The sequence below is a fragment of the Streptomyces sp. NPDC101227 genome (genome assembly GCF_044767545.1).
Lineage (GTDB): Bacteria > Actinomycetota > Actinomycetes > Streptomycetales > Streptomycetaceae > Streptomyces.
The window spans coordinates 86,432-109,613 of sequence record NZ_JBIWOD010000021.1 but is presented as its reverse complement, the minus strand read 5'-3'; the positions used below and the strand labels follow the sequence as shown (position 1 = coordinate 109,613).

Annotated in this window: 18 protein-coding genes; 10 read left to right on the top strand and 8 right to left on the bottom strand. The window is 72.1% G+C overall.

Going from position 1 to position 23,182, the window contains the following annotated elements; all coding sequences use genetic code 11:
* Positions 1 to 170 precede the first annotated feature (170 nt).
* Positions 171 to 638 (bottom strand): RDD family protein, encoded by a 468-nt coding sequence (locus tag ACIRPT_RS34835; RefSeq protein WP_403509500.1) that lies wholly within the window; start codon positions 636 to 638, stop codon positions 171 to 173.
* 277 nt (positions 639 to 915) lie between these two features.
* Between ACIRPT_RS34835 and glnA the strand changes: the two genes are divergently transcribed.
* On the top strand, positions 916 to 2,325 hold the full coding sequence (gene glnA, locus ACIRPT_RS34830; protein ID WP_403509497.1) for a type I glutamate--ammonia ligase: 1,410 nt from the start codon (positions 916 to 918) through the stop codon (positions 2,323 to 2,325).
* 355 nt (positions 2,326 to 2,680) lie between these two features.
* Here glnA and ACIRPT_RS34825 read toward each other — a convergent pair whose 3' ends face one another.
* From ACIRPT_RS34825 to ACIRPT_RS34810, 4 genes are all read right to left on the bottom strand, one after another.
* The gene (locus ACIRPT_RS34825; RefSeq protein WP_403834672.1) at positions 2,681 to 5,338 is read right to left on the bottom strand and encodes an MDR family MFS transporter; all 2,658 of its coding nucleotides are present in this window, start codon (positions 5,336 to 5,338) and stop codon (positions 2,681 to 2,683) included.
* Between the two features lie 199 nt (positions 5,339 to 5,537).
* A complete protein-coding gene (locus ACIRPT_RS34820; RefSeq protein WP_403834670.1) occupies positions 5,538 to 6,653 on the bottom strand; it encodes an agmatine/peptidylarginine deiminase in 1,116 nt (371 codons plus the stop codon).
* Positions 6,654 to 6,766: 113 nt separating this feature from the next.
* Entirely contained in the window at positions 6,767 to 7,798 is a 1,032-nt protein-coding gene (locus tag ACIRPT_RS34815) for an agmatine deiminase family protein (protein WP_403834667.1), read from the bottom strand.
* A 126-nt stretch (positions 7,799 to 7,924) separates the two neighbouring features.
* Entirely contained in the window at positions 7,925 to 9,478 is a 1,554-nt protein-coding gene (locus ACIRPT_RS34810; protein WP_403834665.1) for an APC family permease, read from the bottom strand.
* Positions 9,479 to 9,643: 165 nt separating this feature from the next.
* Between ACIRPT_RS34810 and ACIRPT_RS34805 the strand changes: the two genes are divergently transcribed.
* From ACIRPT_RS34805 to ACIRPT_RS34795, 3 genes are all read left to right on the top strand, one after another.
* Positions 9,644 to 10,294, top strand: a complete 651-nt coding sequence (locus ACIRPT_RS34805) for a TetR/AcrR family transcriptional regulator (protein WP_403834663.1) — start codon at positions 9,644 to 9,646, stop codon at positions 10,292 to 10,294.
* A 118-nt stretch (positions 10,295 to 10,412) separates the two neighbouring features.
* Complete coding sequence (locus ACIRPT_RS34800; protein WP_403834661.1) at positions 10,413 to 12,428, top strand: FAD-dependent oxidoreductase; 2,016 nt, start codon at positions 10,413 to 10,415, stop codon at positions 12,426 to 12,428.
* 39 nt (positions 12,429 to 12,467) lie between these two features.
* Positions 12,468 to 13,022: a PadR family transcriptional regulator gene (locus tag ACIRPT_RS34795; protein ID WP_403834659.1), complete on the top strand. Its 555-nt coding sequence runs from the start codon at positions 12,468 to 12,470 to the stop codon at positions 13,020 to 13,022.
* A 99-nt stretch (positions 13,023 to 13,121) separates the two neighbouring features.
* Here ACIRPT_RS34795 and ACIRPT_RS34790 read toward each other — a convergent pair whose 3' ends face one another.
* The 3 genes from ACIRPT_RS34790 to ACIRPT_RS34780 all read right to left on the bottom strand — a co-directional run bounded on the left by ACIRPT_RS34790 (position 13,122) and on the right by ACIRPT_RS34780 (position 16,396).
* Complete coding sequence (locus tag ACIRPT_RS34790) at positions 13,122 to 13,394, bottom strand: hypothetical protein (protein WP_403509472.1); 273 nt, start codon at positions 13,392 to 13,394, stop codon at positions 13,122 to 13,124.
* A 186-nt stretch (positions 13,395 to 13,580) separates the two neighbouring features.
* Positions 13,581 to 15,197 (bottom strand): AMP-binding protein, encoded by a 1,617-nt coding sequence (locus tag ACIRPT_RS34785; protein ID WP_403834657.1) that lies wholly within the window; start codon positions 15,195 to 15,197, stop codon positions 13,581 to 13,583.
* Between the two features lie 263 nt (positions 15,198 to 15,460).
* Positions 15,461 to 16,396, bottom strand: a complete 936-nt coding sequence (locus ACIRPT_RS34780) for a Gfo/Idh/MocA family protein (protein ID WP_403834654.1) — start codon at positions 16,394 to 16,396, stop codon at positions 15,461 to 15,463.
* 215 nt (positions 16,397 to 16,611) lie between these two features.
* Between ACIRPT_RS34780 and ACIRPT_RS34775 the strand changes: the two genes are divergently transcribed.
* The 6 genes from ACIRPT_RS34775 to ACIRPT_RS34750 all read left to right on the top strand — a co-directional run bounded on the left by ACIRPT_RS34775 (position 16,612) and on the right by ACIRPT_RS34750 (position 23,164).
* Positions 16,612 to 18,087, top strand: a complete 1,476-nt coding sequence (locus ACIRPT_RS34775; protein ID WP_403834652.1) for a hypothetical protein — start codon at positions 16,612 to 16,614, stop codon at positions 18,085 to 18,087.
* Positions 18,084 to 19,217: an ARPP-2 domain-containing protein gene (locus ACIRPT_RS34770; protein WP_403834650.1), complete on the top strand. Its 1,134-nt coding sequence runs from the start codon at positions 18,084 to 18,086 to the stop codon at positions 19,215 to 19,217. The genes ACIRPT_RS34775 and ACIRPT_RS34770 overlap by 4 nt, the downstream gene beginning before the upstream one ends.
* Before the next feature lie 182 nt (positions 19,218 to 19,399).
* Positions 19,400 to 20,422 (top strand): glutamine synthetase, encoded by a 1,023-nt coding sequence (glnII, locus tag ACIRPT_RS34765; protein ID WP_403509461.1) that lies wholly within the window; start codon positions 19,400 to 19,402, stop codon positions 20,420 to 20,422.
* Between the two features lie 133 nt (positions 20,423 to 20,555).
* On the top strand, positions 20,556 to 21,464 hold the full coding sequence (locus tag ACIRPT_RS34760) for a DUF6891 domain-containing protein (protein ID WP_403834647.1): 909 nt from the start codon (positions 20,556 to 20,558) through the stop codon (positions 21,462 to 21,464).
* 1 nt (position 21,465) lies between these two features.
* Entirely contained in the window at positions 21,466 to 22,170 is a 705-nt protein-coding gene (locus tag ACIRPT_RS34755) for a rhomboid-like protein (protein WP_403834644.1), read from the top strand.
* A 307-nt stretch (positions 22,171 to 22,477) separates the two neighbouring features.
* Entirely contained in the window at positions 22,478 to 23,164 is a 687-nt protein-coding gene (locus tag ACIRPT_RS34750) for a winged helix-turn-helix domain-containing protein (protein ID WP_403834641.1), read from the top strand.
* Positions 23,165 to 23,182 lie beyond the last annotated feature (18 nt).

Below are 23,182 nucleotides of genomic sequence, written 5' to 3'. Positions count from 1 at the left end.
CGTTTTGTGTGGCGCGATAGGCGGGTCGTGCGGGCGGTATGCGGGGCGGCCTGTATACGAGTGCGGGCGGGGCCGCTCGGGGCCCGGGCGCGAGCCGTCGACCCAGTGGCGCGGGCCCCGCCCGCGGACCCGACGGGCCGCAGCGGGCCGTGCCGTCAGATCCGCGCCCCTCAGATCCGCACCTCGACCGACCGGGCGAGCCGGTCGTGCAGCCCGCGGCCGTCCCGGTCCCAGATCACCGCCGGGATGACCACCACCAGCAGTACGGTCCGCAGCACCACCCGCGGCAGCGAAAGGGGACCGCCGCCCTCGGCGACCACCCGCAGGCCCAGCATCCGCTTGCCCGGCGTGAAGCCGACCGTGCCGACCGTCAGCAGGCTGAGCACGGCGAAGACCAGCAGCGCCCAGTTGCTCGCCGACTGTGCCTTGCCGCCGCTGAGCAGCCCGTAGGCGATGAGCATGCACAGCGCCCAGTCGATGCACAGGGCGCCCAGCCGGCGCCCGAACCGCGCGATCGAGCCGGGCCCCTGCTCCGGAAGTCCGAGCCGTTCGCCGCGGTATCCGAAGTCGACGCCCATGTCCTCGGCGGTCGAGCGGGGCCCGGAGATCCACGAACCGATTGCTTGCCTGTTGTCCACCCGACCACGGTACTGCGACGGCATTCGTTCCTTTCGCGGAGGTCCGGTACGGGACCGGGCCGGGGGCCGGGTGCCGCCCGGAATGCGGCTCTTTGGCGCACACTGGGGGACAAAGGCGACCGCGCGGCGGTTAACCTCGGCGAAACAAATGGGTCATGCTTGGGAAATCCCGCCTGCCTAAGGTCGGGCGAGCGCGCCACCGCACTTGGACGCGCTCCGAGTAGCAACCCCGGCAACCCCGCGTCCGCCGACCGGTGACCGGGCTAGGAGGAGTGGGATGTTCCAGAACGCCGACGAGGCCAAGAAGTTCATCGCGGACGAGGACGTCAAATTCGTCGACGTCCGATTCTGCGACCTGCCCGGTGTGATGCAGCACTTCACGATCCCGGCGAAGGCGTTCGACCCGACCGAGGAGCTCGCCTTCGACGGCTCCTCGATCCGCGGCTTCCAGGCCATCCACGAGTCCGACATGGCGCTGCGCGCCGACCTGTCGACGGCCCGCGTGGACCCCTTCCGCCGCGACAAGACGGTCAACATCAACTTCTTCATCCACGACCCGATCACCGGCGAGCAGTACAGCCGTGACCCGCGCAACATCGCCAAGAAGGCCGAGGCCTACCTCGCCTCCACCGGCATCGCGGACACCGCGTACTTCGGTCCCGAGGCCGAGTTCTACGTCTTCGACAGCGTGCGTTTCGAGACCAAGTCGAACGAGTCCTTCTACCACATCGACTCCGAGGCCGGCGCCTGGAACACCGGTGCGGTCGAGGACAACCGCGGCTACAAGGTCCGTTACAAGGGCGGCTACTTCCCGGCCCCGCCGGTCGACCACTTCGCCGACCTGCGCGCGGAGATCTCCCTCGAGCTCGAGGCCTCCGGCCTCCAGGTCGAGCGCCAGCACCACGAGGTCGGCACGGCCGGCCAGGCGGAGATCAACTACAAGTTCAACACCCTCCTCGCCGCCGCCGACGACCTGATGCTGTTCAAGTACATCGTCAAGAACGTCGCCTGGCGCAACGGCAAGACCGCGACCTTCATGCCCAAGCCGATCTTCGGTGACAACGGCTCCGGCATGCACGTCCACCAGTCCCTGTGGCAGGGCGGCGCGCCCCTCTTCTACGACGAGCAGGGCTACGCGGGCCTCTCGGACACCGCCCGCTACTACATCGGCGGCATCCTCAAGCACGCCCCCTCGCTGCTGGCCTTCACCAACCCGACGGTGAACTCCTACCACCGCCTGGTCCCCGGCTTCGAGGCCCCGGTCAACCTGGTCTACTCCCAGCGCAACCGCTCCGCGGCCATGCGCATCCCGATCACGGGTTCCAACCCGAAGGCCAAGCGCGTCGAGTTCCGCGCCCCGGACCCGTCCTCGAACCCCTACCTCGCCTTCTCCGCCCTCCTCCTCGCGGGCCTCGACGGCGTCAAGAACAAGATCGAGCCCGCCGAGCCGATCGACAAGGACCTCTACGAGCTCGCCCCCGAGGAGCACGCGGGCGTCCCCCAGGTCCCGACCTCCCTCCCGGCCGTCCTCGACGCCCTCGAGGCCGACAACGAGTACCTCCAGCAGGGCGGCGTCTTCACCTCCGACCTGATCGAGACCTGGATCGACTACAAGCGCACCAACGAAATCGCGCCGATCCAGCTGCGGCCGCACCCGCACGAGTTCGAGCTGTACTTCGACATCTAAGATCGCCGCAGGTCAGCGCGGCTTTCCGCGCACCTGGGCCGTCTGTGGGCCGTCGGCCGTGTTCTTCCCTCAGCGGGAGGCGCGGCCGGCGGCCTTTTGTGTGGGCGCCGTTCGTGCCGCGGCCGGCGCTGGTCCATCGTCGGCGTGCGCTTCCGGGTCCGTGGCTGACGCGGCGTCGATGGCCCGACGCGCAAGGTCCTGGCCGTTCGGCATCGGGTGCGGGTACGTCCGCAGGGTGGGAGCGGGGACCGGGTGCCGGCGGTGGTCTGCAGGCGGCGTGATGTTCTCCCCCGCGTCGCTGCGCCACCCGGCGGGCCGCGGTCCCGGGCCCGGTGAGTGGCGCAGCGACGGAGGGTCAGCGGGTGTCCCCCGCGCCCTGGGCCGGGAGGGTCGGCCCGGTGGGCTGAGGGGGCGTCGGGGTGGTGGACCTGACCAGCAGGGTCGCGGTCAGGCCTGCGAGGAGCGTGATGCCGACGGACCACCACAGGGCGGTGGCGTAGCCGCTCAGGGTTGCCTTGGTCATCGCTTGCGCCACTAGCGGGGGAAGCCCGCGCGGGTTGATGGCCTGGGCGTTCCCGGCAGCGTTGGCGGAGGTGGAGCCGAGCCCGCGTACCGCCCGCATCCCGGTGAGGATGGCCGAGGAGAGGATGCTGCTGAACAGCGCCGCGCCGAGCGTTCCGCCCAACTGCTGGGCCGCGCCGGTCGCTGCCGCGCCGCCGCCGCAGTCCGGTGCGGCGATGCCGGCCGTGGCGAGGGAGAACAGGGGCATCAGGGCCATGCCGAGGCCGAGGCCGGCGAGGAGCATGCCGGGCAGGACCAGGGTCGCGTACTGGCTGTCGGGGGTGAGGAGGGCCAGCAGCGCCAGGCCGAGCGCGGTGAGCAGCAGGCCCGGCAGGATGAGGTTGCGTGGCGCTACGCGGTGCAGCAGGCGGGCGGAGACCTGGGTGGAGCCGATGACGACCGCGACGGCCGTGGGCAGGATCGCCATGGCCGCGTCGAGCGGCGAGTAGCCCTGGACGATCTGCAGGTACGCGGTCAGGGTCGGGAAGAGGGCGAAGGTGCCGGCGCCGGCCAGGGACAGTGTGAGGAAGGCGCCGAGGCGGTTGCGGTCCCTGGTGAGGTAGGGCGGCAGGAGCGGGTCGGCTGCCTTGCGCTGCCACGCCGCGAAGGCCACGAGCAGGGCGATGCCGGCCGCGAACAGGGCCAGCACCAGGAGGTCGTTCCAGCCGCCCGAGGCCGTCTCGTGGAGGCCGTGGACGAGGGCGAGGATGCCGCCGGAGCCGAGCAGCAGGCCCGGCGCGTCGAGGCGGCGGCCGGTGCGGACCGGACGGTCGTGCACCAGGGTGGCGGCACCGATCACGGCGATCACGGCGAGGGGGACCATGCCGTACAGGCACATGCGCCAGCTCGCGGTCTCGAGCAGCCATCCGCCGGCGAGCAGGCCAACCGTCGAGCCGCCGACGGCGACCGCGGCGTAGATCCCGAAGGCCTTGCCGCGTTCCTTCGGGTCGGTGAAGTTGGCCGCCACCAGCCCCAGTGCGGCCGGCGACAGCAGTGCGGCGCAGACGCCCTGCAGGGCGCGGGCGGCGACCAGTACGCCGGAAGTGGGGGCGAGGCCGCCGATCGCCCCGGCCAGCGCGAAGCCGGCCAGCCCGATGATCAGCATCCGTTTGCGGCCCACCAGGTCCGCGAGATGCCCGCCGAGCAGCAGCAGCCCGCCGAAGGCCAGTTCGTACGCGGTGAACAGCGGGCTCAGGGCGTCGCTGGGCAGGTTCAGGTCGGCCATGACGGCCGGCATCGCCAGGTGCAGGGACGCCGCGTCGAGCAGCACGAACAGCTGCACCAGGGCGACCACCGCCAGGCCCCACCAGCGCCTGGGGTGCGGGAGCGAAGGGTCCTGGAGGTGCGGCGGGACGGGGGCGGCGGGCCAGGCGTGCGGAACCGCACCCGGGGGTGGTCCGAACCCCGGCGGGGGGACGAAGCGTTCCGGGGTCGTGGGCGAGTACCCGGGCATCGCGGGTGACGGCGGCTGCGGCGAACCGGACGGGACGCGCGGGTCCGCAGGGGACAGCACCGCATCGGCGGGGGCGGCACCGGGCGCACCTACGGCCGTTTCGGGGGCGTAGTCCAGCAACTGGGCGGCATGGCGGCCGAGTTGGGCCAGTACCGCGCCCGGCAGCCACTCCCCCTCCGCGTCCGCTTCCGTGCGGGCCGCGACCTGCTGGAGGGTGGGCCGCTTGGCCGGGTCCTTGTCGAGACACTCGCGTACGAGATCGAGCAGCGGCTCCGGTACGCCGGCCAGATCCGCCTCCTCCTCGGCGATCCGGAAGAGGTGGGCGTTCAGCCCGGTCTCCGTGGCGCCGAAGAGCAGCCGTCCGGTGGCGGCGAAGACGAGGACGGCGCCCAGGCAGAACACATCGCTGGCGGGGGTGAGTTCGAGGCCGCGTACCTGCTCGGGCGACATGAAGCCGGGGGAACCGATCAGCATGCCGGTGCGGGTGTGCAGGCTGTCCCCGGCGAGGCTGTCCATGGCGCGGGCGATGCCGAAGTCGATGACGCGCGGGCCGTCCACCGTCACCAGGACGTTGGACGGCTTGAGGTCCCGGTGGATCAGGCCCGCCTCGTGCACCGCCTGGAGCGCGAGGGCGAGGCGGTTGGCCAGCACCCGCACGGAGTTCTCGGGCAGCGGCCCGAAGTCGTTGGCCACCACGGTGGTCAGGTCGGGCCCCGGGATGTACTGCGTCGCCACCCAGGGCACCGCGGCCTCGGTGTCGGCGTCGAGCACGTCCGCCGTCCAGGTGCCGCCCACCCGCCGGGCGGCCGCCACCTCCCGGGCGAAGCGCCTGCGGAACTCCGGGTGCTGGGCGTGCTCGTCCTGGACGACCTTGACCGCAACGGTCCGCCCGGCCTCGGAACGGCCCAGATAGACCAGGCCCATACCGCCGGCGCCCAGGCGGGCGATCAGGCGGTACGGACCTATGTGCGTCGGGTCTGAGGGGATCAACTGGTCCACGGGGGCAAGGTAATCCACGGTGCGGGCCCCGGTAGGGGATTCCGCACTTCCCCCTCACTTCCTTTCCTCGGCGGCCGCCCGTTGTACGTCCCTTTGCGTGGGTCGCGCCCGGGGAGGCGGCTGCCCGGGCACGCCGTGTCCGCGCGTACGGCGCCGCGGAGCTGACCCCCGTACAGCTGCCGCGGCGCCGCGTCTTTCGCTACTGCGTTGCCGGGATGTGCTGTGTCACGCAGTGCACGCCGCCACCGCCCCAGGCCAGGGTGCGGGCGAGCTTGCCGACGACCTGCTTGTTCGGGAACAGCGTCTGGAACTGGGCGAGGGCGAGGGCGTCCGTCGACTCACCGGCCGTGGGGACGACCACGTTGCCGCTGGTCTCGTAGTAATTGGTGTAGCTGAACGTCTTCACCTGCAGCCCGTGGTGGGTGAACTGCGGCTGGTGGTGCATCTCCACGATCTGGAAGCTGCGGCCTGCGGCGTCGGTGCTGTTCTGGAGAACGGTGCGGTTGGCTTCCATCCGGTCGTGGTTCGGGTTGGCGGTGTCGGGCTGGGTGTGGAGCAGGAGCTTGGCGGGGCCGAGGTAGGCGGCGACCAGATCGACGTGCCCGTTGGTGATGTCGTCGAAGGCGAGGCCGTAGGGCAGCCAGATGACCTTGGTGGCGCCGTAGGCCGCGAGCAGGGTGCTCTCGATCTGGGCCTTGGTCATGTTGGGGTTGCGGTTGGGGTTGAGCAGGCATTCCTCGGTGGTGATGAGCGTGCCCTGCCCGTCGGTGATGACGGATCCGCCCTCGAGGATCATCGAGACGTCCTGGCGGGGGACGTTCAGGTACTGGCAGACGCCGACCGGCAGGAAGTCGTCCTTGTCGAAGGGGTACTTGTTGCCCCATCCGTTGAAGCCGAAGTCGAGGCCGAGCTTGGCGTTCTTCGGCTGGTTGAGGGCGAAGATCGGTCCGGTGTCGCGGGCCCAGCAGTCGTTGACCGGGTACTCGACGACGGTGACGGTGCTGCCGCACTGCGTGCGTGCCGCGGCGGCCTGGTCCGGTTCGGCGAACATGATGACCGGCTCGAACTGCGCGATGGCCTGGGCGATGCCGGCGATCTCGGCCTGGACGTCGTTCAGCAGCGCTCCCCAGCCGTCGGTGCGGTCCCAGGGCCAGGCCATGACGCAGCCGGAGTGCGCCTCCCACTCGGCGGGCGCGGTGTAGTTCTCGCCGTTGTAGGTGGCGGCGAAGGCGCGGCCGCTGAACACGGTGGCCGCGGCAGCCGTCATGGCTGCGGCGCCGAGAAAACCGCGGCGGGACATTCGTGGCACGTTCATGACATCACTCCTGGACAAAGGGCAGACCGTCTCGTCTGCACGGATGAGGGGAGGACTCGAGAGCCGCCCGGCAGGACCGGCTGACGGAGCGGCTCTCGAGGTTCGGGGGCGCGCTACCGGGCGCGCGGGATGTGCTGGGTGACGCAGTGGACGCCGCCACCGCCCCAGGCCAGCGTGGCCGCGGGCACACCGATCACTTCCCGGCCGGGGAAGACCGGGCGGAGGCGGGCCAGGGCGAGCTCGTCCTCGGCGGTGCCGGAGGTGGGAACGATCACGGCGGCTTCGGTGAGGTAGTAGTTCGTGTAGCTGAACGTGACCACGTCGTCGCCGTCGAGGGTGTAGTGGGGCTGCTGGTGCAGCTCGACCAGTTCGAAGGACCGGCCGCGGGCGTCCGTGGCGCCTTGGAGGACGGCCTTGTTGGCCTCCATACGGGCGTGGTTGCGCCGGCTGGTGTCGGGCTGGGTGTGCAGCAGGACCTCGGCCGGGGCGAGGTAGGCGGCGACGAGGTCGACATGCCCGTTGGTGGTGTCGTCGCCGTCGAGGCCGTACGGGAGCCAGATGAGCTTCTCGGCGCCGTACGCGGCGAGCAGGGTGCTCTCGATCTCGGCGCGGGTCATGTGGGGGTTGCGGTTGGGGTGGAGCAGGCACTCCTCGGTGGTGATGAGCGTGCCCTCGCCGTCGGTGAGGACGGCGCCGCCTTCCAGCACCATGTCGACGGGCTTGCGGGGAACTTCGAGGTACTCGCAGGCACGCGCGGGCAGGAGGTTGTCCTTGTCGTGCGGGAACTGGCCGCCCCAGCCGTTGAAGGTGAAGTCCAGCCCGGTCACCTTGGTGCCCGTCGGGTCGAGGGCGAAGACCGGCGCGGTGTCGCGGGTCCAGCAGTCGTCGACCGGGTGCTCGATGACCGTCACCGCGTCTCCGCAGGCGCGGCGGGCGTCGTCGGCGGTGCCCGGCTCGGCCACCATGATGACCGGCTCGAAACGGGCGATGGTCCGCGCGATGGTGGCGATCTCGGCCTGCGCCGCGGGCAGTTTGCCGCCCCAGCCGCCGTCCTCGTTGTGCGGCCAGGCCATCAGAGCGCCGGCGTGCGGCTCCCACTCGGCGGGCGCACGGAGCTCCGCCCGGCTGGTCGTGGGCATGTTCATGAATTACTCCTTGGGGCGAGCGGGCTCGCCCGCTGTACTTTTCGGGTGGTGCGTGGGGGTGAGGGGCCTCGAGGGCCTCCCGTACGGGCCGGTTCGCGAACCCGGGGGTGGACGGCCTTCGAGGAGTCAGGGCGCCTCGGTGGCGAGTGCGCCGGTGTCCTCGGCGCCGGGCTCACCGGCGGTGGGCACGGGGGTGGCGCCGGCGTCGCGGATCTTGTCCTGCGGCCGCTTGACGACCAGGTAGAGCAGGCCGATGACGATGATCACGGCGGTGCCGAGGAGACCGGCCCAGACCTGGTACCAGGGGGCGCCGGGCGGGGCGAGGATCTCCCGCGGCCAGCAGACGTTCACGACCTCGAAGCCGGTCCACAGGACCGCCAGCACGTTGAGGAAGGTGCCCTTCGCGCCCTGCCGGATATGACCGGCCGGGACCCAGGTACCGCGCACCCGGGCGATCAGCGCGGCCAGCGCGGTGAGGAAGAAGGGCAGGAAGGTGGCCGCGGTGCCGAAGGCGATCAGGCTGCCGATGGCGGTGGCGTTCAGGCCCAGCAGCAGGGCGGCGCCGCTCACCAGGGTGGAGGCGATGAGACCGCCGATCGGGGCCTGGCGCTTGTTGACCTTCTTGACCTGCGCGGAGCACGGGAAGACGCCGTCCCGGGCGAGGGAGTACAGACCGCGGGCGGCGCCGCCCTGGGACGCCATCGCGCAGGCCAGGAAGCCGACGAGGACGACGGCGACGAAGGGCTTGTCCGACCACGAGCCGAATGCGGTGGTCACGGCGGTGGTCACCGGGTCGAGGTCCTGGCCCGCCACGACCTTCTCGGGGTGGGGGTGGGCGAGGGCGACGGCCATCGCGTTGAGGATCACCACCGCGCCGACGCTGAGCAGCGACCACCACATGGCACGCGGCACCTGACGGCCGGCGTCCTTGGTCTCCTCGGAGGTGGAGACGCAGGCGTCGAAGCCGATGAAGGCCCAGCCGGCGACGGCGACGGCGGCCAGGAAGGCCATGACGGTGGAGCCGCCGGACAGCGCCTCGGCCCCCATGGTCTCGGTGAACAGGGCGAAGCCGTGCTCGCGGAAGAACAGCAGCAGCGTCAGGCCGACCAGCACCGAGGCGATCGCCTCGGCGGCGATGCCCAGGGAGACGACCAGGCTGAGGATCTTGATGCCGTAGGCGTTGACCAGCATGCAGCCGATGAGGATGGCCATCGACACGGCCACCATCTGCCCCGGTGAGGGGGTGACGCCGATCAGGGCGAAGACCCAGGGTGCGGCCAGGTAGGCCACGGTGGTGTTGCCGAACATCACGGCGAACTGCCACACCCAGCCGCCCATCCAGCCGAAGGACGGCCCCAGGAGACGACGGCCCCACTGGTACGGGCCGCCGGCGACGGGCCACTGGGAGGTGAGCTCGGAGTAGACGTTGACCACCAGACACTGGCCGAGCAGGACGAGCGGCAGCGCCCAGATCCAGGCGGGTCCGGCGACCGTCGTGCCGACCATGGCCACCGCGTACAGCGCCACGACCGGGGAGACGACGGCGAAGCCCATGGAGATGTTGCCCAGTACGCCGAGGCTGCGGCGCAGCTCCTGCTTGTAGCCCAGGTCCTGGAGGCGGGCGGCGTCGCTGTCCGGCGGGGATCCGTCGGCGGGAGCTACGGGAGTGGGTTCAGTCATGAGCACCTTCGGGGGAAGGGGGGACGGTCGCTGCGCGCCCCGGAGCCTAAATCTAACGTTGTTAGATATTGGGTTGCGGGGACCATAGCCCGGCCCCGCCCGCCTGTGAAGCCCCTACCGCCGGATAACCTGGCGGCAGGCGGCAGGAAGTAGGGGGAGCACCACATGGGCCGACCGAGCCGGGCACTGCTGAGCCGCGAGATCATCGCTCGCGCCGCCCTCGACCTCCTCGACCAGGAGGGTCCCCAGGCGCTCAAGATGCGGACGCTCGCGGAGCGCCTCGGGGTGCGCGGAGCGTCGCTCTACCATCACGTCGCGTCCAAGGAGGACGCGCTGGACGCGGCCTCGCAGCTGATCAACGAAGAGATCGATCTGACGCCGCTCGACGACCCGGACTGGCGGCGGGGCATCGCCACCTACGCCCGTGGCTACCGCCGGGTGTATCTGCGCCACCCGAACATGATCGCCCTGGTCGCGCGGCGCAGGGTGGAGGCCGACAAGGCGTTGCGCGGATACGACACCCTGCTCGCCGCCCTGGGCCGCGCCGGCTGCACTCCGGAGCGGGCCGCCGAGGCCGCCGCGGCCCTCGACTATCTGGTGCTCGGTTCCGCCCTGGAGACGTTCACCGCGGGCTTCGCGCGCTCGCCGGACGGCTACCGGCCGGCGTATCCGGCCCTCGCCGACTCCCTGGAGGCCGCGGCCGGTGCCGACGCGGGACTGGCGGCGCTGGACGACCGAGGGTTCGAGCTGGGGCTGGGGCTGGTGCTCGACGGGCTTGCGGCGCAGCAGGGGCGGCAGGGGACCGAGGGGCCGTAGCGGATCCGGCGCCGCGGGGCGCCGGCGTCGCGCGCGTCACTCTTTATGCAACTTGTTGCACAACGACGTCCGGGTGGACTAGAACGTCCCTGACGACCGCTGTCCAAGGAGGCGCCCGATGAGCCCGTACCCCCACCTGATGAGCCCCCTCGACCTCGGCTTCACCACGCTCCCCAACCGGGTGCTGATGGGGTCGATGCACATCGGACTGGAGGAGGCGGAGAACGGGTTCGAGCGGATGGCCGCCTTCTACGCCGCCCGGGCACGGGGCGGCGTCGGCCTGATGGTGACCGGCGGCATCGCGCCGAACGAGGCCGGCCGGCCGTACGACGGCGGGGCCAAGCTCACCACCGAGGCGGAGGCGGCGCAGCACCGGACCGTGACCGACGCGGTGCATGCGGCGGGCGGGCGGATCGCGATGCAGATACTGCACTTCGGGCGGTACGCGTACCACGACCAGCTGGTGGCCCCCAGCGCGATCCAGGCGCCGATCAGCCCCTTCACCCCGCATGCGCTGACCGACGACGAGGTCGAGGAGACCATCGAGGACTATGTGCGGGCGGCCGGGCTGGCCAGGTCCGCCGGGTACGACGGCGTGGAGATCATGGGCTCCGAGGGATACCTGATCAATGAGTTCATCGCCGGGGCGACCAATCACCGTACGGACCGGTGGGGCGGCTCGTACGAGAACCGGGTGCGCTTCCCGCTGGAGATCGTGCGGCGGATCCGCGAGCGCGTCGGCGCGGACTTCATCCTGATCTACCGGCTGTCGATGCTGGATCTGGTGCCGGGCGGCTCCACGCTGGCGGAGGTGATCGCGCTCGCCAAGGAGATCGAGGCGGCGGGCGCGACGATCATCAACACCGGCATCGGGTGGCACGAGGCCCGGATTCCGACCATCGCGACGTCGGTGCCGCGCGGGGCGTACACCTGGGTGACGAAGCGGCTGATGGGGTCGGTCTCCGTGCCCCTGGTGACCAGCAACCGGATCAACACCCCCGAGGTGGCGGAGGAGTTGCTCGCCGACGGGCGGGCGGACATGGTGTCGCTGGCCCGGCCGTTCCTCGCCGATCCGGACTTCGTCGGCAAGGCGCAGCAGGGGCGGGCCGACGAGATCAACACCTGCATCGGGTGCAACCAGGCCTGCCTCGACCACACCTTCAGCGGGAAGATCACGTCGTGTCTGGTCAACCCCCGGGCCTGCCACGAGACCGAGCTGGTGCTCTCCCCGACGCGGCGCCGCAAGCGCATCGGGGTGGTCGGGGCCGGTCCCGCCGGGCTGGCGTGTGCCGTTTCGGCCGCCGAGCGGGGGCATGAGGTGACGCTGTTCGATGCGGCCGACGAGATCGGCGGGCAGCTGAACATCGCCAAGCGGGTGCCGGGCAAGGAGGAGTTCGAGGAGACCTTGCGGTATTTCCGCACGCAGCTCGCGGTGCGGAAGGTCGAGGTGCGGCTCGGTACCGCCGTCACGGCCGCCGATCTCGAGGCGTACGACGAGATCGTCGTCGCGACGGGCGTGCTGCCGCGCATACCGGAGATCGAGGGCATCGACCATCCGAGCGTGGTCAGTTATCTCGATGTGCTGCGCGACGGCGCGCAGGTGGGCGAGCGGGTCGCGATCATCGGGGCGGGCGGGATCGGCTTCGATGTCGCGGAGTTCCTGACCGATGCCGGGGACGGGGCGAGCCGGGATGCGGGGACGTACTTCCGCGCCTGGGGCGTGGACATGACGTACGGCGAGCGCGGCGGACTGCGGGCGCCCGAGCGGCCCCAGGTCCCGCGCCAGGTGCATCTGCTCCAGCGCAAGGCGTCGAAGGTCGGCGCCGGGCTGGGCAAGACGACCGGCTGGATCCACCGTACGGAACTCCGGCACCGGGGCGTGACGATGGTCGCGGGGGCGGCGTACGAGCGGATCGACGACGAGGGGCTGCACCTCACGGTCGACGGCACGGCCACCACGCTCCCCGTGGACACCGTCGTGCTGTGCACGGGGCAGGAGCCGCGGCGGGATCTGTACGAGGAGCTGCGGGCCGAGGGGCGGGCGGTGCATCTGATCGGCGGGGCGGACGTCGCGGCCGAGCTGGATGCGAAGCGGGCCATCGCGCAGGGGACGGAGCTGGCGGCGGCGCTGTGACCTGGCCGCCGGGGTGAGCGCGGTGCCTAGGATCTCCTCATGTCCCTTCCGCATGCGATTCTCACCGCGCTGCTCGAAAAGCCTTCCTCGGGGCTGGAGCTGACGCGCAGGTTCGACCGGTCGATCGGCTACTTCTGGTCGGCGACGCATCAGCAGATCTATCGCGAGCTGGGGAAGCTGGAACAGGCCGGGTTCATTCGCGCACTGCCGTCCGAGCGGACGGCCCGCGGGCAGAAGAAGGAGTTCGAGGTGCTGCCCGCGGGCCGCGCGGAGCTGACCGACTGGGCGTCCGGTGAGCAGGAGTCCAAGCCCATCCGGGATGCGCTGCTGCTGCGGCTGCGGGCGGCGGCGGTGGTCGGGCGCGCGGGGCTCGATGAGGAACTGCGTCGCCATCTGACCCTGCACCGGCGGCAGTTGGCGGAGTACGAAGAGATCGAGAGCCGCGATTTCGGGGCCGCGGGCGACCCTGAGGACCGGTTGCGACGGCTCGTGCTGCGCGCCGGGATCGGGCTGGAGACCTTCTGGGTGGCGTGGCTGGACGAGGCGCTGGCGGAGGTCGAGGACATGGCGGCGGGCGGGCGGCCCGGGGAGTAGCCCCGGACCGACCGCCCGACCGCCCGCACCGTCGGCGGGTGCCGTCGGCGGCGGTTGACGTCAGCGGTTGACGTCAGCGTTTGTCGTCGGCAGTGGCTGTCAGCAGTTGTCGTAGATGAGGGACCGGACCAGGCGGCAGGTCGCGTCGGAGGGCGCGTGCACGCCGATGGCGGCCGCGGTGGTGCGGATCCTGTGGTTGTGGGCCTGCTCGGGGCGATAGACGCCGGTGTCGAGCAGGGCTATGGCCAGACGCATGGCCTTCAGGCGGCGGTTGTGGGACTCGTACCGTTCGCGCGGCCATCCGGCCGGCAGCGGCTTCTTGGGCAGCGGGTGGCTCGGGAGAGGCTTCGTCATGAGTGCGGCAGCGGCCATCGGCGACCTCCTGGAGTGCTGGGTGAACCCTCACTGACTGGTTCCCATTCTACCGGCCACCACTGACAAAAGCCCCTGGCCAGGGGGGATTTGGACCCCCTGGCCAGTACTCCGGACGGCACTCCCGACGGCGCTCCGGACGGCGCTCCGGACGGTCACCTTTCGGTGCGCCGCGGGCGTCCTCGATCAGGGCCTCGCGGCCGTCGTGGTCGTCGCCCGGAGGAGGTTTTTGTCGGGCTTGCCGACGGGGGTGAGAGGGATCTCGTCCACCACATGGACGGCGGCGGGGGCGTAGAGGGCGCCCTTGTGCTCGGTGACGAACGCGCGGAGCGCCTCCGGGTCCACGGCGTGGTCCGGCGCGGGCACGACCGCGGCATGCACCTCCTCCGCCTCATCGGCCGTACGCACCCCGAAGACCGCGCAGTGGGCGACCGCCGGGTGGGTGTGCAGCAGGTCCTCGACCTCCGCCGGGTGGACATGGCCGCCCACGACGATGATCAGGTCCTTGACCCGGTCGACGAGATAGAGCCGGCCCTCGTCGTCCAGAACGCCGACGTCACCGGTGCGCAGCCAGCCGTCGCCGGGCAGCACCTGCGCGCTCAGCTCCGGCTGCTTCCAGTAGCCGGTCGTCACGCCGGCGGAGCGTACGTGGACCTCCCCCTGCTCCCCCGTCGGCAGGTCGCGCCCCGCCGCGTCGCGGATGGCCAGCTCCACGCCGGGCATCGCACGGCCGACGGTGATCCGGCCGCCGGGGCCGGTCACGGTGTGGTCCTCCGGGAGGGCCGTGGTGATCAGCATCGCCTCGGACATGCCGTACATCCCGTACAGCACCGGGCCGAAGACCTCGGCGGCCTCCCGCAGCCGGGAGGGGGAGGCCGGGCAGCCGCCGTAGGTGATGCTGGTGAGCGAGCCGAGGTCGGTGCCGGGGAGGGTCGGGTCGTCCAGGAGGCGGTAGAGGAGCGGGGGCAGCAGCCAGAGGTGGGTGATCCGCTCGCGGGCGATGGTGGCGAGCACGGCGGCGGGGTCGAAGACGCGGTGCAGGACGACCGTGCCGCCGGCCGCGAGGGAGGTGTCGGTGAGGATGCCCGCCAGGTGGGCGAGTGAGGTGCAGGCGAGGAAGCGGGGCGCGGCGCCGTCGCCGCTCGGCAGCCACCGGGCGATCATCCGGGCGTACGGGGCGTTCGCCATCCGGACGCCCTTGGGGATGCCGGTCGTTCCGCCGGTGTGGCGGATGCACCAGTCGTCCTCGGGGTGGGCGGCGCACGGGACGTCGGGAGTGGCCGGAAGGGCGGCGCAGGCGGCCAGGAGGTCGGGGCCCAGGTCGGCGGTGTCCGCGGGGGCGTCCGGTGCCGGGGCGGGCACCGGACCGAGGGTCATGACCTCGGCGGCCGCGGCGGGGAGGTGGCCGAGCAGCGCCCGTGCGGTGTCGTGGAGTTCGGGGTCGACGAGCAGCAGGGCGGTCTCCACGCTGTCCGCGATGCGGGCCAGGATTTCGGGGGCCATGCCGACGTAGAGGAAGACCACCCGGGCGCCGAGGAGGTTGGCGGCGTAACGGGCGGCGAGCACCTCGGGGCGGTTGCCGCTGAGGAGGGAGACGGTCCGGCCCCGGCCGATGCCGCGTTCGGCGAGTACGGCCGCCATGCGGTGCACGGTGGCATGTAACGCGCCGGCGGTGGTCACGGTGCCGTCCTCGGAGGTCACCGCGGGGCGGGCGGGGTCGCGGGCGAGGGCGGCCAGGAGGGGCTCCACGTAGCAGGCGGGGCCGGTGGTGTCGGCGGGGTTGGGCTCGGTGGCGTGCGTCATCTGGTGCCGTTCCTCGGGTCGGTGGGGCGGATGATTGCCGGTCGTCCCGTCCTCGCCCGTTGCCCATGGCCGTAGCGCCGTAGGGCGGGTGGGGAGGTGAGACCGCAGGGCAATTCGATCCTTTCCGTCATGACAAGGATCCTCATGTGGCGAGCCGGTGAGCCATCGGGGGGCGTCGAGCGGGCGCGTGTTGGCGCTCTTTCGGCCATGTGGTCGGGAGAGCCCGAGCCCCAAAGGCCCGCCACCTCTCCTCCCCGTGCCGCTCATCCCAGCGCCTCCTCCGCCGCTGCCAGGATCTCGGTCACCCGTACCCCGAAGCGGAGGTCGCAGGGATGCGGCCGACCCGTGCGGGCGGCGTCCAGCAGGGCGTCGACGGCCCGGTGGAAGGCTGGTTCCGGGCCGGCCTGGCGGCGGGGCAGCGCGGTGGTGCCTGTGGTGCCGCGCAGGGTGACCTCGACGCCGGACGCGGGCCCGGGGGCGGTCAGGCTGAGGGTCGCCGAGCTTGCCGCGCCGCCGGTGTGGCGGATCGTCAGCAGCACCGTGTCGGCCGGGCCGCGGGCGGCGGTGACGGTCTCCGCGTCGCCCAGGACGGGGAGCAGTACGGACAGGGCGTGCGGGCCGACGTCCCACAGTGCGCCTTTTTCCCGGCGCCAGGGCGAGTCGGCGTACGGACTGCTTCCCCCACGCTCGGCTTCGCTCGCGCGGGCGGGGCCCCCATCCTCGGCGAAGACGGACCCCAGCCAGTCGGCGTGTGCGGTGAACCAGCCGCCGGCCGCCGCCTGGGCGTCGATCCACGCGCCCTCACGCTCCCCGAAGCGCGCGGTGAAGAACACGACCGAGGCGGAGCCCGCCCGGTCGGCGGCGTCGGCCACGGCGCGGGCCTCGGCCACCGTGATCGCGACCGGCTTGTCCAGGAGGAGGTGGCGGCCGGCCTCGGCGGCCCGTACCGCCAACGGGGCCTGGACGGAGGGCGGAAGGGCGAGGGAGACGGCGTCGCAGTCGGCGAACATCTCGTCCGGGGTGGCGTATGCGCGGGTGCCGTGGGCCTGCGCCAGCTCGGCCGCGGCCGCGGGTCTGCGTCCCCAGATTCCCGTGAGGGCGACGCCGGGGTGGGCGGCGAGCACGGGGGCGTGCACGCGCCGCGCCCAGGGGCCGGTGCCGAGGAGTCCGATGCGCAGAGCCGGGGCCGAAGTGGTCATGGAGCCAGTCTCCCCCGCGCCACTGACAACGGCCTGCGGGCCGTTCCCCGCGGCCCCGTGCCCGTAATCCCCATGCCCGCCGCGCACCGCGGATGTTACGTTTCCCGGGCCGGCCGCGGGACTCCGGTGCGACTTCCGGACCTGCTCTGCTAAGCAACGATTCGCTGTTCGTGCCCCCATTCCCCGGCCGGCTTCCAACTCTGGGGGAGGACGGAATGGCGACGCGCGCCGAGCCGGCAACGACGCACGCGGATCTGGTGGCGGCCGAGGACGTGCTGCTGTTCGTGAATGCCGCGATCACCTCCACCGGGCAGCGCGAGTTCCATTCCGACGAGGCCGCGCAGCACATGTCGCTGGACTTTCTCCATGAGTACGTACGGGTCAACTACCGCCCCCTGTATGCCGCTTCGCTGGCGCTCGACATCAATGACCACAACGCCGCGCTGATCGTGCGGCGGCTGCTGGAGTCGGCGGGCGAGGCGAGTGCCGGAGAGCGGCGGGTGGAGGGGCGGCTGATCGCGGCCCGGCTGGCGCGGCTGCCGGCGCCCCGGGTGTACCGGCTGTTCCGCGCGCTGCGCGCCGCCAAGGTGAACAACCGCCGCACCCGCGCGATCATGCGCGACTGGCTCGCCGCGCGCCCCGACCCGGCCCTGGACGCCGTGAAGTACCGCTCCGGCCTCAAGTGCGCGGCGCGGCATGCCCATCTGCCCCTCGGTAGCACGGGCGACCACGGCGAGCTGGGCGACTTCCTCTTCGCGCCGGGCCGTCGCAGGCATTACGTCACCCCGCTGCTCAGCGCCTGGCAGCGGGCGCACTACGAGCAGGGCGCCCTGTACGACCTGCCGTTCACGGTCGCGGAGGGCTTCGCGGCGAAGCGCGGCATCGACCGCCGCACCTTCCTGGAGCGGATCGCGCCCAGGATGACGCGGCTGGAGCGGCTGCGCCTGCAGGAGTCGGCCCGTACGCACCGCGCGGACGTGGGCTCGGACCTCACCGGAATGCCGCTGACCCGGCTCGCCGGTTACGTCCTGGGGCTGTCCCTCGACGACCGGGCGGCGCGCCGCGCGGAGCTGACCGGCGCCCTGCGGGCCGCGGCGCGGCGCACGGCGGGCGCGCGGGCCGGGACGTGGGGCCGGGTGGCGGCCGTCCTGGACGACAGCTTCTCCGCCTCCGGATCGCGGCAGAAGCGGCAGCGCCCGCTGGCGGTCGCGCTGGCCTGCCATTTCCTGATGGAGGCGCTGGCCGGGAGCTATCTGCCCCTGTGGACGTCGGGGCGGCGGGATGCGCTGCTGGTCCACCCCTACGGGCCGACGCCGCTCGGCATGCGGCTGCTGGACGCGCTGGAGTCCGCACCGGAGCGGCTGGTGATCGTCTCGGACGGGTGGGACAACGCGCCGCCTGGGCTGGCCGGTGAGGTGCTGCGCGCATGGCGGACCGCTCTGGACCCCGAGGGCCGCACGACCGTCGTCCATCTGAACCCGGTGTACGACGCGGAGGACTTCGACGTACGGCGGCTGTCGGCCTCGGTGCCGACGGCGGGGGTGCGCAACGCCGAGGATCTGCCTGCGCTGGTCCAGCTCGCGCGGTTCGCGGAGGGCCGTACGGGGGTGGCGGAGCTGCGCGCCCATATGGACGAGCGGGTGCGGCGGTTCCTGGGTGAGGGCACGGGCCGGCAGGAGGACGCGGCATGAGCAGGCTGGATCTGGACGGGCTGCGCACCGGCCCGGCGCAGGTGTGGGGTGCCGTCCGGCTGGTCCCGCTGCTGCGCGCGGAGCCGATCGCCGATCTGCGGCTGCATCGCGAGATCTACGACGGGGGCGTGGCCACGGTGGCGGCCGACCGGCGCACCTCGTACACCTCGTACATTCCACATGGTTTCGTGGCGAACTGGACGGGCGACGGCACGCCCGCCGCCGCGTACGGCTCGCAGTTCGGCGACCGGCGCGACCCGGTGGAGTGCGCGCCGCTGCATCTGCCGCGCAAGCTGGTCCAGCGGCAGCCCCGGTCCCGGGCGGCGGGCGGCGATCGGGTGGGGCTGCGCTTTCTGCCGCTCCACCTGGCGCTCGACGGCTATCTGGCGCTGCATTTCGGCGGCCCGTCCGTCGTGTGGGAGGAGTGGACGCGGCGTGCGGTGCGCGACGGGCTGTCGCCGCGTGCGGAGACGGCGTACCGGGGCGGGCAGGTGCGCGGGCTCGGCGATGCGCTGCGGATCTTCGAGATCCATCCGGGGCAGTGCGGGGTGATGGTGTACGTCGCCGATGCGCTGGCGGCCGCGTTCGTGGTGCCGCATCCGGACGACTACCGGGCGCTGCATCCCTCGCTGGTGCACGACCTGTACGGCGAGCTGATGTACCAGTACGGCCGGTACGGCCCCAGGTCGGTGCCGGATTTCACGGTACGGATCGCACCGGAGTACATCGCGTCGGTGGCGGATCTGCGCGCGGCCGCGGCGCGGCGGCAGCGGGAGTGGGCGGAGCAGCATCACGATCTGATGGCGGGCGATCTGCTGGACGAGTCGTATGCCGTCCGCCAGGTGTACCGGATGGGGCGGTTCCGGCTGTCCCGTTTCCTGCCGCCGTTCGCGCTGCACCGCGCCCAGCACATCGGTGAGATGATCACGGACGGGAAGGGCCGGGTCGCCTATCTCAAGACGTTCCGGCTCTCCGACAAGCAGGTGCGGCGCGGGTACGTACTGGACCGGCTCGCCGCGCACGACTGGCACCTCGGGGAGACCGCGGCGGCGATGGGCATCGGCGTCGAGGAGCTGGCGCGGCGGATCCGTCATCTGGGATTCGAGGACCTACTCAAGGACGATGTATAGGATCTCCGGGCAATACGATCGGGCAAAGCAAGGTAATTCCGGGCAATCAGTCGCGGAATCGAAGGATGTCCGATTGAGTAACCTGTGGTTCACATACGAGCAACGGACGGGAAACGGCTGCTTGCCAGAGTGCAGGGGTACGCCCGCACGCGTACCCGCACCTACCCGTATATGAGGACCCCGTGACCATCAAGGCCGAGTACATCTGGATCGACGGCACCCAGCCGACCGCCAAGCTCCGTTCCAAGACCAGGATCCTGGCGGACGGCGCCAAGCTGCCGCGGTGGGGCTTCGACGGGTCCAGCACCAACCAGGCCGAAGGCCACTCCTCCGACCTCGTCCTGGAGCCCGTGTTCAGCTGCCCGGACCCGATCCGCGGCGGCGACCACCTCCTGGTCCTGTGTGAGGTCCTGCACACCGACCTCACGCCGCACTCCTCCAACACCCGGGCCCTGCTGCGCCCGGTCGCGGAGAAGTTCGCCGCCCAGGAGCCGATCTTCGGCATCGAGCAGGAGTACACCTTCCTCAAGGGCGACCGCCCGCTCGGCTTCCCCGAGGGCGGCGGCTTCCCGGCTCCTCAGGCCGACTACTACTGCGGTGTGGGCGCCGACGCGATCTTCGGCCGCGAGATCGTCGAGAAGCACCTCGACCTGTGCCTGGCCGCCGGGCTCGGCCTGTCCGGCATCAACGCCGAGGTCATGCCCGGCCAGTGGGAGTTCCAGGTCGGCGCGCTGGCGCCGCTGGAGGTCTCGGACCACATGTGGGTGGCGCGCTGGCTGCTGCACCGGGTGTCCGAGGAGTACGGCGTCACCGCTTCGCTCGACGCCAAGCCGGCCAAGGGCGACTGGAACGGCGCGGGCGCGCACTGCAACTTCTCCACGCGGGCGATGCGCGAGGGCTACGACGCGATCATCACCGCCTGCGAGGCACTGGGCCAGGACGGCAAGCCGCTGGAGCACGTGCGCCAGTACGGCACCGGCATCGAGGACCGTCTGACCGGCGCGCACGAGACCGCCCCGTGGGACGAGTACTCCTACGGAGCCTCGGACCGCGGTGCCTCGGTGCGCATCCCCTGGCAGGTCGAGGTCGAGAAGAAGGGCTACATCGAGGACCGGCGGCCCAACGCCAACGTCGACCCGTATGTGGTCACCCGCCTGATGGTGGACACCTGCTGCACGGAGCTGGCGCGGCGCGAGCAGGTCTGAGACCGGCGGCACACCGCCGACGAACGCGAATAGGGGCCGGGCCGCTGGGGTCCGGCCCCTTCGCGTGCCCGGAGGCGGGCCGTACGGCGGCCCGTCCGGGCCGGTTGTCAGTGGCGGGTGGCACGCTGTGGGCATGCTTGAGATCACCGTCAAGGCCGAGACCGGGCCGGACCTTTCACGCCCCACCGAGACCGAGCTCGCCGCCCTGCTACGGCGGATCGGCGGCGCGGGCGACCAGTTCGCGGTCGCCCTGCGGATCCCCGACGAGCCCGAGGAGTTCGTCCAGACCCTGCGCGAGGGCGACGGTCCGTTCGTGGTGGAGTACCGCGACGGCGGCCCGGAACAGCACTTCCGCGCCGAATGCGCCGATGCCGACCACCTCATACAGGTGTTCCTGGACTGGGCCCGGGGAGGGGAGTTCTGGCGGACGGCGCTGGAGTGGCGCCCGGCCGATCTGGTGTCCACACCTGACGTGCCGCCGGAGCTCCGGGCCGACGCCGAGGAGCAGGCACGCAAAAGCATCCGGTCCGGTTTCCGGACCTTCCGTCAGGTCGCCCAGGACCTCTGTGACGTCTTCGACGACCCCGGGGTCTCGTCGCTCTCGCTGGACGAGGCGGCACGAATCGCCAGCGGCCCGTGGCAGGAGCGGCTCGCCGAGCAGGCCGCATGGCCCGAGGTGACCGATGCGGACCGGGTGGCGGGGGCGTTCGCGGCGCTGGAGCGGCAGGGGCTGACGGCGCGGATGAACTTCACCTGCTGCAGCGGCTGCGGACTGGCCGAGATAGGCGCCGAGCGCGCCGAGGGCGACCACGGCTTCGTCTTCTTCCACTACCAGGACACCGCAATGCTCGCGGACGGCGGCGGCCTCTCGGTCCGCTACGGCGCCTACGCGGATTCCGGGCGGGAGCGGGCCGAGGTCGGGCGGACGGTGCTGGCCACACTGACCGAGGCGGGTCTGCCGGCGGAGTGGGACGGCAATCCGGACAAGGTCATCGCGGTCGCCCCGCTGGACTGGCGCAAGCGACTGCCGACGGGAGACTGAAATGGCCGGGTTCCGGAGGCGGTTGGCCCTCCCCTGGGCGGCGCCGCTGTATGTCGGTGCCGTCCAGCTCGGCGCGTACGCCACCGCGCGGCTGCCCCGGGAGCGGCGGGCCGAGGTACTGCGCGCCCAGTCCACCAATGTCGCCAATCTGCGGGCCGGGCGCCGGCAGACGCTGGTCACCAGCGCGGCGTTCGTCGAGGAGCCGCTGCCGGCGGCGTACGGTGCCGCGCTGCTGGCCACCCTCGCTACGGCCGAGGCGAGTTGGGGCACCGTACGCGCGGCCGGGGTGTTCGCGGGCGGGCACATAGGCGCGAGCCTGCTCGTGTACGCGGGCCTGCGCGGCCTGGGGCACGGCGCCGTGCGGGGCAAGGGGGACGAGCCGTCCGACGGGACCGCGCGGGCCATCGACGTCGGCGCGAGCTACGGCTTCCACGCCACGCTCGGCGCCCTCGCCGCCGCCGTCCCGCACCGCGGCGCCCGGACCGCGGCGACGGCCGGGCTGCTGGCGCTGGGGATACGGCCCGTGCTGCGCCGGCAGCGCACGTTCACCGACGCCGGGCATCTGACGGCGCTGGCGCTGGGGGTGGCGATGGGCACGGGGATACGGACCGGCGGAGTACGGACGGGCGGGATACCGAAGGCCGGGTGGCGGACGGCCGGGAAGCGGGCTGCCGGGATACGGACCGGCGGGATACCGAGGGCGTGACGCGGCCGGTGCCGCCGGTGAAGTCCGCGATGCGGACAGCGCCGTGACGTCGGTCAACTCCGTTCCCCATCCCCTCGGCCGTCTGGTTCAATAGGGCCATGGCCAGCCTTCCTCACACCGCGACGGGTCGCAGCGACCTCGAGCCTTTCTGGCCGTCCCGGCAGGCGCACGCATTCGACCGTCTGTGTTGCCGCGCGCACTGAGCGCGGGCCCGCACACGCCTCACCGACGCCGCTGACCGGCGTCCCCAGCCCTGCCCGCGCGCACGACGTCCCCGACGCCCTCCTGCGCGAAAGAGCTGATCCCGATGACGAACGTCCGTACCCTCCCTGCCACTTCCGCGACGGCCCCCCTGTCCGCCCAGTCCACCGCGCTGCACCGGCACCGCCTGCGCGCCGTGGCACCCGACGAAGCCCTCCCGTCACCCACCGCCCCGGGCGGCTACCGGCCGGGCGGCCCCCCGGCGCGCCCCGGCATCCAGTCGGTCGCCGAGCTGCTGGACGCCGGCGCGACCTGGCTTCCGGCGCCCCAGGCGAGTCTGCCCGTCCTGCCCGGACAGCCGCCGATGGTCGGCTACCTCGTCCTCGTCCCCGCCGAACACGCCCCCCAGACCCCCCAGGCCGCCCAGAACCCCCAGGTCCCCGCCCCGCATCCCGCAGCCGGGCCAACGGCTCCGGCCGGCACGACGGCCACCCCATGGGCGGGCGACGCGATCGTGCGGATCGACCCCGAGCGGCGCACCGTACGGGTCCACGACCGGCAGCTGGACCTGACCTACCTGGAGTTCGAGCTGCTGGCGCACCTGGTGGCGCATCCGCACCGGGTGCACACCCGCGACCAGCTGGTGACCACGGTGTGGGGCTACGGCCATGTCGGCGACGGCCGCACCGTCGATGTCCATGTCGCCCGGCTGCGCCGCAAGTTGGGTGTCGCGCACCGGTCGTCGATCGTGACGGTCCGCCGGGTCGGCTACAAGTACGTGCCCAGCACGTAGGGATGCCGCGACGGGACG